Origin of the sequence: Azospirillum thermophilum (assembly GCF_003130795.1) — a bacterium.
GTDB classification, from domain to species: domain Bacteria; phylum Pseudomonadota; class Alphaproteobacteria; order Azospirillales; family Azospirillaceae; genus Azospirillum; species Azospirillum thermophilum.
Map to the genome: position 1 here is coordinate 891,740 of NZ_CP029352.1, position 14,257 is coordinate 905,996.

Genomic DNA, 14,257 nt, shown 5'->3' on the forward strand with positions numbered 1-14,257 from the left:
GGCGCGACAGGATCGACCGGTGGTCGCTCCGCTTGTTGCAACTCGCGCGGAATTCACGGGTTGCGACCTTTTGGCGATGGCGGTTCATCCGTCACCGCGCGAGGATTGCTTGACGGCTGGCCGCGGATGCGCCCGAACGCCGGCGCTGGTGTCCGTAACGTGGGCGTCCCGATGGACAACCAAACCGATCCGCTGCCTTTCGACATGACGCTGCCCGGCCTGCGGTCCGTGCCGACGGACGAGGCCCTTGCCCTGGCGGCCTTCCGGCGGATCCTCTCGAGCGCCTGCATCATCGACTCCTGCGGCGTCATCATCCTGACCAACGACGCCTGGGACCATTTCGGTGGCGACGGCAGGCCAACCGCCGAGCCCTGCTTCGGACGGGGAGAGAATTATCTCGATGTCTGCGCCCGCGCGGCCGGTGGCGGCGATCCCCATGCCGCCGCCGTCCTGGAGCGGCTGGAGGCAGTTCTGAAAGGGCTGTTGCGGGAATTCACCCTGGAGTACCCCTGCCAGACGTCGACCGACCTGCTGTGGTTCAGCATCGAGGTCGCCGCCTTCACCCATGAGGGGGAACGCTGGGCGGTGGTGATCCACAACGACATCAGCGCCCATGTTTCCAACGAAGCGGCGCTGAGCCGGGCGAACAGCGCGCTCGACGGGGTGGCTCAGGACCGTCTGGCGGCGGCGCAGCGGGCCGAGCAACGCTCCGCCCTGCTGGAGATGATGAGCAGCGACGGGGTCTGGGACTGGCTTCCGGACAGCGACGACTTCTTCGCTTCGGACAGGCTGACGGAGATTCTCGGCGGTCCGCGGATCGAGACCGGGCGTGCCTTCTTCTCGCGCCTTCACCTCGACGATGCCGACCGCCTGCAGCCGGTGATCGCCCTGCGGCTGCGGATCGGCGGCCCGTTCGAGACGGAGGCGCGCTTCCTGCGCCCGGACGGCAGCGAGGTCTGGGTTCTGCTGCGCGGCAATGCCCTGCCCGGCAACGGGTTGGCACCGGCCCGCGTGGTGGGCACCCTCTGCGACATCAGCGTGCGGCGGGAGGCCGAGGAGTCGCTGAAGGCGGGAGTGGCGCGCGACTCCCTGACCGGCCTGCTCACCCGCACGGTGTTCATGGACCGGCTGACCCAGGCGTTGCGCCACGCCGGTGCCATGCCGGTTTCCCTGCTGTTGGCCGACCTCGACGGGCTGAGCGACGTCAACCAGCGCTTCGGCGGGCAGACCGGCAACGCCCTGCTGCGCGAGATCGCCTGGCGGATTTGCGAGGAGGCGGGGCCGGGGGCAACGGTCGCCCGCATCGGCGGCGACGTCTTCACCATCCTTCTGCCCGATACGCCCGGCGAGGCCGCGCAGGCGCTGGCGGAACGGCTGCGCGCCCGGATCGCCGACCCGATCCGGCTCGGCCCCGACCTGGAGGTGGTGACCGCCAGCTTCGGGGTGGTCACCGCCGAACCCGGCCCGGCCGGTCCGGGGCAGCCGGAGGTCGATCCGGAGGAGATGGTCGTCGAAGCCGAACTCGGCATGCTCGCCGCCAAGGGCGAGGGCGGCGACCGCTGCCGGACCTTCGAACCGGAGATGCGCCGGACCTCCCTCCACCGCAATCGCCTCGCCAGCAGCATGCGCGAAGCGCTGGCCGTCGCCGACCAGGGGGATCCGGACGGCTTCTATCTGGTCTACCAGCCGATCCACAGGCTGTCGGAGGAGCGGCCCATCGCCGGTTATGAGGCGCTGCTGCGCTGGCAGAGCCCGATCCTGGGCGCCGTCAGCCCGGCCGACTTCATCCCGGTGGCGGAGCGGGCCGGGCTGATCGTACCGCTGGGCGACTGGGTGATGCGGCGGGCCTGCCGCCAGCTCGCGGCCTGGCTCAGCATCAGCGAGGCCGATCCGGATCTGTTCGTCGGCGTGAACGTGGCACCGCAGCAGCTCTATCAGCCGGATTTCGTGGACAAGGTGCTGGCCTGCCTCGACTCCACCGGCCTTGCGCCGCACAACCTGAAGATCGAGGTGACGGAGGGGAGCATCCTCGACAACGCCTATGTGGCCGCCAACGTGCTGAATGCGCTGCGCGCACAGGGCGTGCGGCTGTCGATCGACGATTTCGGCACGGGGTTCTCCAGCCTCAGCTATCTCGCCAACTTCCAGTTCAGCGAGCTGAAGATCGACCGCTCCTTCGTCCAGGGCATGATCGCCAACCCGCGGACGCGCGAGGTGGTGAAGACCATCGTCACGCTGGGCCAGGGACTCGGCATGTCCGTCGTAGCCGAGGGGGTGGAGCGGTCGGAGGAACTGGCCCTGCTGGAAGCCATCGGCTGCCACCTCGTGCAAGGCTACCTGCTGGGCCGTCCGATGGGACCGGATCAGATCCTGCCGCCCCTGCGCGCCGAGTTGGTCTGCGGCTGACGGCCCGAGGCGTCAGCGCCCCGCCACCGGCAGCCACAGCACCTGTTCGATCCGCTCGGCCCCGCTGCACAGCATCACCAGCCGGTCGAAACCCATCGCGATGCCGCTGCTTTCCGGCATGCCGTGCTCCAGCGCCGCCAGGAAATCCTCGTCCACCGGGAACCGCTCGCCGTAGAGCCGCTCCTTGAGGTCCATGTCGTCCTGGAAGCGCCGGCGCTGCACCGCCGCGTCGGTCAGTTCGCCGAAGGCATTCGCCAGTTCCAGCCCGCAGGCGTAGAGCTCGAACCGCTCCGCCAGCAGCGGATTGTCCGGCTTCGGGCGCGACAGGGCGGCCATGCAGAGCGGATAATCGGTCAGCACGCAGGGCACGCCGGTCCCGAGATGCGGCTCGATCCGCTCGAACAGGATGCGGAAGACGATGTCCTCCCAGCGGTCGCCGTCATGCGGAGGGACGCCGATGCGGGCGGCTTCCGCCGCCAGTGGCGCCGGGTCGGGGTCGTGGCTGCCGTCATAGGTCGCCATCAGGTCGATTCCGGCATACTCCGCGAAGGCGTCGGGCACGGTCAGGATGCGCCACGCCTTGAACGGGTCGCAGTCGACCCCGCGGAAGGAGAATAACCGCAGCCCCGCCGCGTCCGCCGCCGCCCGCACCATCTCCTCGCAGTCGGCGACCAGAGTCCGGTAGCCCTCCCCCGCCCGGTACCATTCCAGCATGGAGAATTCCGGCGAATGGGTCTCCGACCGCTCACCGTTGCGGTAGACGTGGGCAAGCTGCCAGAGTCGCGGAACGCCGGCCACCAGCAGCTTCTTCATGGCGAATTCGGGACTGGTGTGCAGGTAGAACCGCTGGCGGTCGTCCGACCAGGGGCCGGTCAGATCCGTCGCGAAGGCCTGCAGGTGCGGCTCCATGCCCGGCGAGATCTGGAGCGCCGGAGTGTCGACTTCGACGAAGGCACGCTCCTCGAAGAAGCGGCGCACGGCGCCCAGCACGCGGCCGCGCACCGCCAGATGCGGCCGGCGCAGCGCGAAGCGGTCGGGATGCCAGGGGGGGAGCCGATCGGACATCGGATGGTCTTTCGCACCGTGGACTTTGGGTCGGGAACGGCGCCTCATAGCAGGGGAAGCCCGATTGCGGAACAGACTTTCCGGAGACCGATGCCAGCCGCGCCGTTGCCTATGGCCGTGCAAGCTGGTAGGGTCCGCGCCGCCCGTATCTTGGACATCACGAGTTAGCCATGAAGGTCAACGCCAACACGATGCGCCCCGGCCATGTGCTGGAGCACAACGGAAAGCTCTGGGTCATCACGAAGACCGCCATCGTCCAGCCCGGCAAGGGTGGCGCGTTCATCCAGCTCGAAATGAAGGACGTCCGCACGGGCACCAAGTCCATCGAGCGCTTCCGCACCCAGGAAACCGTCGAGCGCGCCCGCCTCGACGAGCATGAGATGACCTTCCTGTTCTCCGAAGGCGACAGCTTCACCTTCATGGACAAGGAGAGCTTCGAGCAGATCTCCATCCCGCGCGACGTGATCGGCGAGCCGGCCGTCTTCCTGCAGGACGGCATGGAAGTCACCGTGCAGTCCCACGAAGGCAGCCCGCTCGCGGTCGAGATCCCGGGCAAGGTGACCCTGCAGATCGTCGAGGCCGACCCGGTGGTGAAGGGCCAGACGGCCTCTTCCTCCTACAAGCCGGCGAAGCTGGAGAACGGCGTCTCGATCCTGGTCCCGCCGCACATCGAGGCCGGTACCCGCGTCGTGGTCGACACCGCCTCCGGCGAGTATGTCGAGCGCGCCAAGGACTGAGTTTCCGCTTGCACGCTGAATCACCGGCTCCCGCCACGGGCGGGGGCCGGTGTATTCTTTTTCCGGTTCCGCACTTCCAGGTCGAGAAAAGCTAAAGCCATGGCCGCCCGCTCCGCCCTCATCAACGTCATGGTCCGCGCCGCCGAGAAGGCTGCCAAAGGGCTCGTCCGCGACTTCGGCGAGGTCGAGCACCTCCAGGTCTCGCGCAAGGGCCCGTCGGACTTCGTCTCCAACGCCGATCTGAAGGCCGAGCGCATCCTGCGCGAGGAACTGCAGAAGGCCCGCCCCGATTTCGGCTTCCTGATGGAGGAGAGCGGCGCCAGCAAGGGGGCCGAGGCCGGTACCCGCTGGATCGTCGACCCGCTGGACGGCACCACCAACTTCCTGCACGGCCTGCCGCACTGGGCCATCTCGATCGGGCTGGAGAAGAACGGCGAGATCGTCGCCGGCGTGGTGTACGAGCCGGTGCACGACCAGATGTTCTGGGCCGAGAAGGGCGCCGGCGCCTTCCTCAACCACCAGCGCCTGCGCGTGTCGGAGCGGCGCAATCTCGCCGACTCGGTGATCGCCACCGGCATTCCGTTCAAGGGCCGCGGCGACCATGCCGGCTTCCTGGGCGAGGCCGAGGCGATGATGAAGGAGGTGGCGGGCATCCGCCGCTTCGGCGCCGCCTCGCTCGACCTCGCCTATGTGGCGGCCGGCCGGTTCGACGGTTATTGGGAACGCGGGCTGTCGCCCTGGGACGCCGCGGCCGGCGTTCTGCTGGTGACCGAGGCTGGCGGCTTCGTCGGAGAGATCGGCGGTGGCCGCAACCCGGTGTTCGGCGGCAGCATCCTGGCGGCCAACTCTCACCTGCACCTGCCGCTGGCGAAGATCCTGCGCAGCGCCGCGGAGGGACGCAAGGCGCCCGCCCCGGCCGGCGACGCCAAGGCCTGACCGCGGGCCCGGTCACGGCCGGTCCGCCCCGGGCGGGCCGACGCCGCGACCGGGCGGCCGTGCGTAGGCGGTTGTCGCTACGCCGAACGATGGGCTATGGTTCAAGCGCCCTTCGGTGTTAATTGGATGGCATCGCGTTGGACAGTCGTGGAATTTCCGGCCGGATGAGCCGCACTTCGCAGGCCCTCTTCGGGCGGCCGGCCGCGTCCCGCGCCGGCGCCGCCAGACAGACCGTCACCCGTGGCGTCCTCGCGGCGCTTCTGGTCTCGGTGCCCGTTGCGCTGGCCGATGCCGCCGTTTCCACGACCCAGCCCGCCGAGCCTGCTCCCGCCAAGCTGACGATCGAGACGGCCAAGCCGCTGCCGGTGCCGCCGCCGCCCAATCTCGGCAAGCAGCCGCAGGTGAAGGCGCCGCCGCGTTTCGTGACTCCGCAGGTGATGGAAGTCCCGCCGGTTCCGGAGCTGACGGTCGGCCCGCAGCAGCCGCAGCAGCCGGCAAAGCAGACGGTCGCCAAGCCCGCGACGCCGCCCGCCTCCGCCCCTGCGGTGGAACCTGCCGTTCCTCCGGCCGCCCCGGCACCCGTCGCCAAGTCCCCCACTCCGCCGAAGGATGGGCCGGCCGCGGTTGCGACGGCTCCCGCCCCGCCGCCGCCGCCTCCCGGCGCGGCGATCCAGGCTCCGGCGCCGGCCGCCCCGATGGCGGTTCCGCAGCCGCCGCGATCGGAAACCGCCGCCCTGCCGCCGCCGGCTGCCCCCGCGCGGCCGGAACCGGCGCCCGGCACGCTCAGCCTCGTCTTCGAGGGGGCGGCCCCCGGCCTGCCGGAGTCCGACGAGGCAATGATCCGCCGGATCGCCGAGCGGATGCAGGCAAGCCCGAACGCGCGGCTGCAGCTCCGCTCCTATGCCGGCGGCACGCCGGAGACGGCGCGCGAAGCACGCCAGCTTTCGTTGAGCCGCGCCCTGCTGGTGCGCGAACGGCTCGCCGCCTATGGCGTCCGCAGCACCCGCGTGGATGTCCGCCCGCTGGGCGTCGACCCGGAAAACGGCCCTCCGGACCGGGTCGACGTCGAGTTCCAGAACGAATGAGTTCCCCTCGACGGACGATCTGATGGCCGCCATCGCCCCGACCCGACCGCAGGAGGTTCCTTTCCCGATGACGCGCCCGGAACGATTCCTGACCCGGATGATCCTGTTCCTGGTGGTCGTCGCGGTCATCTGCGGGCTTCTGTTCCCCGCGCTGCAGCACGCCTTCATGAACAATGCGCCGCTGAACGGCCTGATCCTGGGCACGCTGTTCGCCGGCATCCTCTTCATCTTCCGTCAGGTGCTGATGCTGCGGCCGGAGGTGGCGTGGCTGGAGCAGTACCAGAGCGGCGTCACCCTGTCCGGCACGCCGGAACCGGTCCTGCTGGCGCCGATGGCCAGGATGCTCGGCGAGCGGCGCGGCCGGCTCAGCCTGTCGGCGCTGTCCATGCGCTCGCTGCTGGACGGCATCGCCTCGCGCCTCGACGAGTCGCGGGAGCTGTCGCGCTACCTGATCGGGCTGCTGATCTTCCTCGGCCTGCTGGGCACCTTCTGGGGGCTGCTGCACACGGTGCAGTCGGTGGGCGGCGTGATCGGCAGCCTGTCGGTCAACGGCGGTGACGTCGCCAACATGTTCGCCAACCTGCAGCAGGGCTTGCAGGCCCCGCTGACCGGCATGGGAACGGCCTTCAGCTCCTCCCTCTTCGGTCTGGCGGGGTCGCTGGTGCTCGGCTTCCTGGAGCTCCAGGCGAGCCAGGCACACAACCGCTTCTTCCAGGATTTGGAGGATTGGCTGTCCAGCGCCACCCGCCTGTCCAGCGGCTCGGCCGGCGGCCTGGAGGTCGGCGACCATTCGGTACCCGCCTATGTGCAGGCACTGCTGGAGCAGACGGCCGAGAATCTGGAGCAGCTGCAGCGCACCGTCGCGACGGCCGAGGATGGCCGCCGCGCCGCCAACGCCAATCTGATGGCGCTGACCGAGCGGCTGACGACCCTGACCGACCATATGCGGGCCGAACAGCAGCTCCTTCTCCGGCTCGGCGAGAACCAGATCGAGATGAAGACCCTGCTCGACCGGCTCGCGGAGGCGGCGATCGGCGGGCTGGACGAGGCGTCGCGCCAGCATCTGCGCAACATGGACATCTACCTCGCCCGCATGGTGGAGGAGGCGACCACCGGACGCGCCCAGGCGGTGCAGGAGATCCGCAGCGAGATCAAGCTGCTCGCCCGGACCATCGCCGCCCTCGCCGAAGAGGCCGAACAGCCGCAGCGCTGATCCCGCCGCCCCGGAAAGGACCGCCCCATGGCCAGCATCAGTCGCCGCAACGGGCACCGCGAGGTCAGCGCATGGCCGGGATGGGTCGATGCGCTGTCGTCGCTCATCATGGTCGTCATCTTCCTGCTGATGGTCTTCGTGGTCGGGCAGGTCTACCTCGCCACCACACTGACCGGCCGCGACGAACAGCTCACCGCGCTGAACCGCAAGGTGGCGGAGATGAACGAGCTGCTGGCGCTTGAGCGGGAGGCGAACGCCGATCTGCGGGTGAACATCACGCAGTTGTCCACGGAGCTGCAGTCCTCCGTCGCGACGCGCGACGACATGACCCTGGCGCTCGGCCAGCTCCGGGAGGACCGCGACCGCACCGCCCGCGCGCTGGAGGAGTTGCAGCGCAATGTCCGGGTCGACCGCGAGACGCTGGACCTGAAGCTGCGCGAGATCATCAGCCTGCAGAATGACCTGAAGGTCCTGCGCGAGGCGCGGGACAAGCTGGAGGGCGAGCTTGCCGCCGCCGCCGCCGCCGGCAAGCTGACCGAGGAGCAGCGCCAGGCCCTTCTGTCGGAGCTGGGGGCCGCCCGCGACCGGACCAGGGAGCTGGAAGCCCGGCTGGCCGGCGCCGACGAGAAGACCATGCTGGCCCAGAAGGAGATCCAGCAGCGCGAGATCCGCATCAAGGAGCTCGATTCCAAGCTCGCCGCCGCCACCGACGCGACCGCCCAGGCCCAGAAGACCGTCGAGCAGCGCGAGGTGCGGATCCGTGACCTGCTCGCCGCCCTGGCGGGGGAACAGGCCGAGACAGGGCGCAGCCGCCAGCAGGTGGAGCTGCTCAACCAGCAGCTCCTCGCGCTTCGCGACCAGCTAGCCCGCATCGCCGCGGCTCTCGACGTGTCCGAGAAGAAGTCGGAGGAGCAGAAGGTCCAGATCGCGGAGCTCGGCGCCCGCCTGAACCAGGCGCTGGCCGCCAAGGTGCAGGACCTCGCGCGTTACCGGTCGGAGTTCTTCGGCCGCGTGCGCGAGGCGCTGGGCAACCGGCCGGACGTGCGCATCGTCGGTGACCGCTTCGTCTTCCAGTCCGAGCTGCTGTTCCCCACCGGCTCCGCCACGCTGGAGGAGGCCGGCAAGCAGCGGCTGGCTGAGCTGGCGCGCACCCTGATCGAGGTCGGCAAGCAGATTCCGCCGGACATCAACTGGGTGCTGCGCGTCGACGGCCATACCGACATCCGCCCCATCCGCGGCCAGTTCCCCTCCAACTGGGAGCTGTCGGCAGCCCGCGCCATCTCCGTCGTCAAGTTCCTGATCGACCAGGGTCTTCCGCCTGAACGGCTGGCCGCCGCCGGCTTCGGCGAGTTCCAGCCCGTCGACATCGGCACGACGGAGGAGGCGCTGGCGAGGAACCGCCGGATCGAGATCAAGCTCGACCAGCGCTGAGGCCGGCGATGCCCAACCCGCTGCCCCCCTTCGACCTCGATCTGCTGCGCTCCTTCGTGACGATCGTCGACAGCGGCGGCTTCACCCGCGCCGCCGAACGGCTGGGCCGCACCCAGTCGACGGTCAGCCTGCAGATCAAGCGGCTGGAGGACGGCATCGGCCGCCGGGTGTTCGACCGCGACGCCCGCGAGCTGACCCTGACGCCGGACGGCGAACTGCTGCTGACCTACGCCCGCCGCCTGCTGACCCTGGCGAACGAGGCCTGCGACCGGCTGATGGAGCCCGAGGTGGGGGGCACCGTCCGGCTCGGCACGCCGGAGGATTTCGCCACGGTCCATCTGCCCGACGTGCTCTGGCGCTTCGCCCGCGCCCATCCGCAGGTGGCGCTGGAGGTGACCTGCGATTTCACGGTCAATCTGCTCGACGGTTTCGCCAGGGGAACCTACGACCTCGTCCTGTGCAAGCGCGAGCCGCAGGGCCAAGCTGCAGGAACCGGCGTCTGGCGCGAACCGCTGGTCTGGGCGGCATCGGAGAGGCTGGTGCCGCCGACGGACGGACCGGTGCCCCTGGTGCTCGCCCCCTACCCGGACATCTATCGCAAGCGCGCGCTCGAAGCGCTCGATGCCGCCGGCCGCCCCTGGCGCATCGCCTATTCCAGCCCTTCGCTGGCAGGCATCCAGGCGGCGGTCCGCGCCGGGCTCGGCCTGACCATCCTGCCCAAGGAAATGGCCGGGCCGGGTTTCCTGATCGTCGGCGGCGAGTTCGAGCTGCCGCCGCTGGCCGACACGGAGATCGCGCTCTACCGGGCCGCCGGCCTGTCGCGTGCCGGCGAGCGTCTGGCCGAGCACATCGTGCGGTCGCTGGAAACGGTGCGCGAGACCGCCGGCTGACCTGCCCCTACCCACATTGATTTTTTCAATAGCGCAGTTTCAGCCTATCAATTTCCCTTACGCCTGCTTCGCGCGCAGGGTCCGGTTTGCGCATGCGCGCCAAAAACTGGACTCAAGGGGCATTGTATCATGGATATTGCGTCATCCTTTGCCGTGGCGGACCTGCTGGTCCCGCTGACCTCGGCACCGGTCCTGTTCTTCCTGCTGGGGGCGGTCCTCGCGGCGGCGGGAGCCGAGTTGCCGCTGCCGCAGGCTTTCGGCAAGGGGCTGGCGGCCTTCCTGATGGTCGCCATCGGTCTGAAGGGAGGGTCGGCACTGGCCGCCGCCGGGGGGCTGGCGCCGCACGTCGACATCCTGGTCACCGCCCTGCTGCTGAGCGCCGCCATTCCGGTGGTGGCCTACATCGGGCTGCGGGGCTTCATCGGGCTCGACCGGGTGAACGCGGCGGCGGTGGCCGCGCATTACGGCTCGGTCAGCCTCGTCACCTTCGCGGCGGCGACCAAGTATCTGGAGACCCAGGGCATCACCTATGGCGGCCACATGGTGGCGGTGATGGCCCTGATGGAGGGGCCGGCGATCCTGATCGGCCTGATGCTCGCCGGCTCCCCCTCCTCGGCCCGCAGCGGCAGCGTGGTCAAGGAGGCGCTGGCGAACGGCAGCGTACTGCTGATCGCCGGCGCCATGGTCATCGGCTACGTGATCGGCAAGCCGGGCATGGAGAAGCTGGCACCCTTCTTCGTCGCCCCGTGGGACGGTGCGCTCAGCCTGTTCCTGCTGGAGATGGGCTTCATCGCCATGTCCCGGCTGAAGGAAGCCAAGGCGCTGACCAGCCGGCTGGTCGGCTTCGGCGTCGCCATGCCCCTGGCGGGCGGAGCACTGGGGCTGACGGCTGCCCTCGTGCTTGGCCTGTCGCCGGGCGACGCGACCCTGCTGACGGTGCTGTCGGCCAGCGCCTCCTACATCGCTGTGCCGGCGGCGATGCGCCACGCCCTGCCCCAGGCCGACCCGGCGATCACCATGCCGCTGGCCCTGGCGATCACCTTCCCCTTCAACGTCCTGCTCGGTATCCCGCTCTATCACGCGGCGGTGTCGGCCATCGGCTGAAACCGGAGGAGGCGGAAAAGAAAAGAGGGGGCCCGAGCCCCCTCTTCCCGTTTGACCGGCGCGTCACTCGGCCGCCAGAGCCTCGGTCGGGGCCGGCGGAGTCCAGCGCAGGACCGGCTTGCGGGCGGCGGCGGTCTCGTCGAGGCGGCGGCGCGGGGTCAGGCGCGGGGCGCCCTGGAAATACTCCGCATCGCCGGACCGGGCACGCTCGGCCAGCGACCGCATCGTGTCGATGAACTGATCGAGGCTGGCCTTGCTCTCCGTCTCGGTCGGTTCGATCAGCAGGGCGCCATGGACGACCAGCGGGAAGTACATGGTCATCGGGTGGAAGCCCTCGTCGATCATCGCCTTGGCGAAATCGAGCGTCGAGACGCCGGTGCCCTTCAGGAAGCGGTCGTCGAACAGGCACTCGTGCATGCACGGTCCGTCGAAGGAGGCGGTCATCACGTCCTGCAGCCGCGCCATCACATAGTTGGCGTTCAGCACCGCGTCGCCCGAGGCCTGCCACAGCCCGTCGGCGCCGTGACTGAGCATGTAGGACAGGGCGCGGACGAACATGCCCATCTGGCCGTGGAAGGCCTTCATGCGGCCGAAGGCCGGGCCTTCGCCGGCATGCTCGACCAGCGCCAGGCCGTCCGTCCCGTGGACCACGTAGGGCACCGGGATGTAGGGGGCCAGCGAGTCCGCGAAGACCACCGGACCGGAGCCCGGACCACCGCCGCCATGCGGGGTGGAGAAGGTCTTGTGCAGGTTGATGTGCATGACGTCGATGCCGAGGTCGGCGGGGCGGACCCGGCCGACGATGGCGTTGAAGTTGGCGCCGTCGCAGTAGAAATAGGCGCCCGCCGCATGCACCGCCTCGGCGATGGTGATGATGTCCCGCTCGAACAGGCCGCAGGTGTTCGGGTTGGTCAGCATCAGCCCGGCGACGTCGGGGCCGAGCTTGGCCTTCAGCGCCTCCAGATCCACGCGCCCGTCGGCAGTGGCCGGGATGGCCTCCACGCTGTAGCCGCAGGCGGCGGCGGTGGCGGGGTTGGTGCCGTGCGCGCTCTCCGGCACGAGGATCTTCGTGCGGGCCTTGTCGCCCTTCGCCTCGTGGGCGGCGCGGATCGCCATGATGCCGCACATCTCGCCATGGGCGCCGGCCGCCGGGGCGAGCGTCACCGCCGCCATGCCGGTCAGCGTCTTCAGCCAGCGGGCCAGCTCGTCCATCAGCTCCAGCGCGCCCTGCACGGTGGAGACCGGCTGGAGGGGGTGAACGTCGGCGAAGCCCGGCAGCCGCGCCATCTTCTCGTTCAGGCGCGGGTTGTGCTTCATCGTGCAGGAGCCGAGCGGGTAGAAGCCGCTGTCGATGGCGTAGTTCTTCTGCGACAGGCGGGTGTAGTGGCGGACCACCTGCGGCTCCGACAGGCCGGGCAGGCCGATCCTGGCGCGCGGCTTCACCGCTCCCAGGCGGCTCTTCACCGCCGGGGCGTCGGGCAGGTCGACACCGCTGCGGCCGGCGCTGTCCTGCTCGAAGATCAGCGGCTCTTCGATCTGCAGGCCGCGGTTGCCGGTGTAGGTGCCGGTCACCTGGTCCGGGCCGGCGGCAGGGATGGAGGACGGGCGTCCCTGGGAATTCATGCTCATGCCAGAACCTCGCTGAGCGCCTTGGCGAAGGCGTCCATGTCGGACTCGGTGTTCGTCTCGGTCGCGGCGACCAGCAGCAGATCCTCCAGCTCGCCCGGGAACAGGCGGGAGGCGGGAACGCCGCCCAGGATACGCCGCCGGGCCAGGGCCTCCACCACCTCGGCGGCCGGCTTCGGCAGCTTCACCGTGAACTCGTTGAAGAAGCCGTCGTTGAGGATCTCCACGCCCGGCACCGCCGACAGCCTGTCGGCAAGCTGCACCGCCTTGGCGTGGTTGATCTGCGCCAGACGGGCCAGCCCCTCCTCGCCCAGCAGGCTGAGGTGGATGGAGAAGGCGAGCGCGCAGAGGCCCGAGTTGGTGCAGATGTTGGAGGTCGCCTTCTCGCGCCGGATATGCTGCTCGCGGGTCGAGAGCGTCAGCACGAAGCCGCGGCGGCCGTCGGCGTCCACCGTCTGGCCGCACAGGCGGCCGGGCATCTGGCGGACGTACTTGTCCTTGACCGCGAACAGCCCGACATAGGGGCCGCCGAAGTTCAAGGCGTTGCCCAGCGACTGGCCCTCGGCGGCGACGATGTCGGCCCCCATCTCGCCCGGCGGGGTCAGCAGGCCGAGCGACACGGCCTCCGTCACCACGACGATCAGCAGGGCGCCCTTGGCCTGGCAGGCCTTGGCGAGCTCGGAATAGTCGCGGACATGGCCGAAGACGTCGGGGTTCTGCACGACGACGCAGGAGGTGTCGCCGTCGACGAGCGCCAGCAGATCTTCACCACCCTTCGGAGCCGCCGGCATCGTCACCGCCTCGAAGCCGATGAAGCGGGCATCGGTGGTGGTGACGTCGCGGTAGTGCGGATGGAGCCCGCCCGACAGGACCGCCTTCTTCCGGCGGGTGACGCGGTTCGCCATCATCACCGCCTCGGCACAGGCGGTGGCGCCGTCATACATCGAGGCGTTGGCGACCTCCATGCCGGTCAGCAGGGCGACCTGGGTCTGGAACTCGAACAGCACCTGCAGCGTGCCCTGGCTCACCTCCGGCTGGTACGGAGTGTAGGCGGTCAGGAACTCGCCGCGCTGGACCAGATGGTCCACCGTCGCCGGGACATGGTGGCGGTAGGAGCCGGCGCCGAGGAAGCTGGGCACCGTGCCGGCGGCGAGGTTCCTCGCCGCCATGCCGCCCAGCAGCCGCTCCACCTCAAGCTCGCCCATATGGTTGGGCAGGCCCCCGATCGGGCCGTCGAGGCGCGCGGCCTTCGGCACGTCACGGAACAGGTCTTCGACCGACTGGACATTGATCGCCGACAGCATCGACTGCCGGTCGGCCTCGGTCAGGGGCAGGTAGCGCATGTTACTGCAGGCCCTCCACATAGGCGTCGTAGGCGGCACGGTCCATCAGGCCCGAGAGCTGGGAGGGATCGGACAGGCGGATCTTGAAGAACCAGCCGTCCTCCTCGGCGCTGCTGTTCACGCGGGCCGGCTCGCCCTCCAGGTCATGGTTCACCTCGGTGACCTCGCCGGAGACCGGCGCGAACACCTCGCTGGCGGCCTTGACCGACTCGACGACGGCCGCTTCCTTGCCCTGTTCGAGCACGCGCCCGACGTCCGGCAGTTCGACGAACACCACGTCGCCGAGCGCGTGCTGGGCGTAGTTGGTGATTCCGACGGTGCCGACATCGCCCTGGAGGAGCACCCACTCATGGTCCTTGGTGAAGTAGAGATCCGACATTCCTGTCCCCTGTTCTCGATTGTGTCTGCGATGGATCCGCGG

At 69.6% G+C, this 14,257-nt stretch carries 12 protein-coding genes; 8 read left to right on the plus strand and 4 right to left on the minus strand.

Annotated features, from left to right (window positions below; genetic code table 11):
- The first annotated feature begins 171 nt into the window (after positions 1-171).
- On the plus strand, positions 172-2,406 hold the full coding sequence (locus DEW08_RS03995; RefSeq protein ID WP_168220264.1) for a putative bifunctional diguanylate cyclase/phosphodiesterase: 2,235 nt from the start codon (positions 172-174) through the stop codon (positions 2,404-2,406).
- Between the two features lie 12 nt (positions 2,407-2,418).
- Here the strand turns inward: DEW08_RS03995 and epmA are convergent, their stop codons facing one another.
- A complete protein-coding gene (epmA, locus tag DEW08_RS04000) occupies positions 2,419-3,471 on the minus strand; it encodes an EF-P lysine aminoacylase EpmA (RefSeq protein WP_109324674.1) in 1,053 nt (350 codons plus the stop codon).
- 170 nt (positions 3,472-3,641) lie between these two features.
- Between epmA and efp the strand changes: the two genes are divergently transcribed.
- From efp to DEW08_RS04035, 7 genes are all read left to right on the plus strand, one after another.
- Positions 3,642-4,208 carry an elongation factor P gene (gene efp, locus DEW08_RS04005; protein ID WP_109324678.1) on the plus strand — a complete coding sequence of 189 codons (567 nt, stop codon included), beginning with the start codon at positions 3,642-3,644 and terminating at the stop codon, positions 4,206-4,208.
- 99 nt (positions 4,209-4,307) lie between these two features.
- Positions 4,308-5,144, plus strand: a complete 837-nt coding sequence (locus DEW08_RS04010; protein ID WP_109324679.1) for an inositol monophosphatase family protein — start codon at positions 4,308-4,310, stop codon at positions 5,142-5,144.
- A 164-nt stretch (positions 5,145-5,308) separates the two neighbouring features.
- Positions 5,309-6,229 carry an OmpA family protein gene (locus tag DEW08_RS04015; protein WP_109324680.1) on the plus strand — a complete coding sequence of 307 codons (921 nt, stop codon included), beginning with the start codon at positions 5,309-5,311 and terminating at the stop codon, positions 6,227-6,229.
- A gap of 67 nt (positions 6,230-6,296) precedes the next feature.
- Positions 6,297-7,442: a DNA repair protein RecN gene (locus tag DEW08_RS04020; RefSeq protein WP_425429084.1), complete on the plus strand. Its 1,146-nt coding sequence runs from the start codon at positions 6,297-6,299 to the stop codon at positions 7,440-7,442.
- A gap of 27 nt (positions 7,443-7,469) precedes the next feature.
- Complete coding sequence (locus DEW08_RS04025; RefSeq protein WP_109324683.1) at positions 7,470-8,873, plus strand: peptidoglycan -binding protein; 1,404 nt, start codon at positions 7,470-7,472, stop codon at positions 8,871-8,873.
- A gap of 8 nt (positions 8,874-8,881) precedes the next feature.
- Entirely contained in the window at positions 8,882-9,763 is an 882-nt protein-coding gene (locus DEW08_RS04030; RefSeq protein ID WP_109324684.1) for a LysR substrate-binding domain-containing protein, read from the plus strand.
- Positions 9,764-9,892: 129 nt separating this feature from the next.
- Entirely contained in the window at positions 9,893-10,867 is a 975-nt protein-coding gene (locus tag DEW08_RS04035) for a sodium-dependent bicarbonate transport family permease (protein WP_109324685.1), read from the plus strand.
- A gap of 63 nt (positions 10,868-10,930) precedes the next feature.
- On the opposite strand, the gene gcvPB is transcribed toward DEW08_RS04035, so the two are convergent.
- From gcvPB to gcvH, 3 genes are read right to left on the minus strand one after another with little or no spacing between them, the layout of a single operon-like run.
- A complete protein-coding gene (gene gcvPB / locus DEW08_RS04040) occupies positions 10,931-12,496 on the minus strand; it encodes an aminomethyl-transferring glycine dehydrogenase subunit GcvPB (protein WP_109324686.1) in 1,566 nt (521 codons plus the stop codon).
- Complete coding sequence (gene gcvPA, locus DEW08_RS04045; RefSeq protein WP_109324687.1) at positions 12,493-13,836, minus strand: aminomethyl-transferring glycine dehydrogenase subunit GcvPA; 1,344 nt, start codon at positions 13,834-13,836, stop codon at positions 12,493-12,495. Before gcvPA ends, gcvPB begins: the two co-directional genes overlap by 4 nt.
- A 1-nt stretch (position 13,837) precedes the next feature.
- Entirely contained in the window at positions 13,838-14,215 is a 378-nt protein-coding gene (gene gcvH / locus DEW08_RS04050) for a glycine cleavage system protein GcvH (RefSeq protein ID WP_109324688.1), read from the minus strand.
- Positions 14,216-14,257 lie beyond the last annotated feature (42 nt).

Excerpts from the sequence above, each read along its gene's own strand:
- DEW08_RS04015 (WP_109324680.1), top strand. The coding sequence starts at position 5,309 with ATGAGCCGCACTTCGCAGGCCCTCTTCGGGCGGCCGGCCGCGTCCCGC.
- epmA (WP_109324674.1), bottom strand. The coding sequence starts at position 3,471 with ATGTCCGATCGGCTCCCCCCCTGGCATCCCGACCGCTTCGCGCTGCGC.
- DEW08_RS04025 (WP_109324683.1), top strand. The coding sequence starts at position 7,470 with ATGGCCAGCATCAGTCGCCGCAACGGGCACCGCGAGGTCAGCGCATGG.
- efp (WP_109324678.1), top strand. The coding sequence starts at position 3,642 with ATGAAGGTCAACGCCAACACGATGCGCCCCGGCCATGTGCTGGAGCAC.
- gcvPB (WP_109324686.1), bottom strand. The coding sequence starts at position 12,496 with ATGAGCATGAATTCCCAGGGACGCCCGTCCTCCATCCCTGCCGCCGGC.
- DEW08_RS04035 (WP_109324685.1), top strand. The coding sequence starts at position 9,893 with ATGGATATTGCGTCATCCTTTGCCGTGGCGGACCTGCTGGTCCCGCTG.
- DEW08_RS03995 (WP_168220264.1), top strand. The coding sequence starts at position 172 with ATGGACAACCAAACCGATCCGCTGCCTTTCGACATGACGCTGCCCGGC.
- gcvPA (WP_109324687.1), bottom strand. The coding sequence starts at position 13,836 with ATGCGCTACCTGCCCCTGACCGAGGCCGACCGGCAGTCGATGCTGTCG.
- gcvH (WP_109324688.1), bottom strand. The coding sequence starts at position 14,215 with ATGTCGGATCTCTACTTCACCAAGGACCATGAGTGGGTGCTCCTCCAG.
- DEW08_RS04030 (WP_109324684.1), top strand. The coding sequence starts at position 8,882 with ATGCCCAACCCGCTGCCCCCCTTCGACCTCGATCTGCTGCGCTCCTTC.
- DEW08_RS04010 (WP_109324679.1), top strand. The coding sequence starts at position 4,308 with ATGGCCGCCCGCTCCGCCCTCATCAACGTCATGGTCCGCGCCGCCGAG.
- DEW08_RS04020 (WP_425429084.1), top strand. The coding sequence starts at position 6,297 with ATGACGCGCCCGGAACGATTCCTGACCCGGATGATCCTGTTCCTGGTG.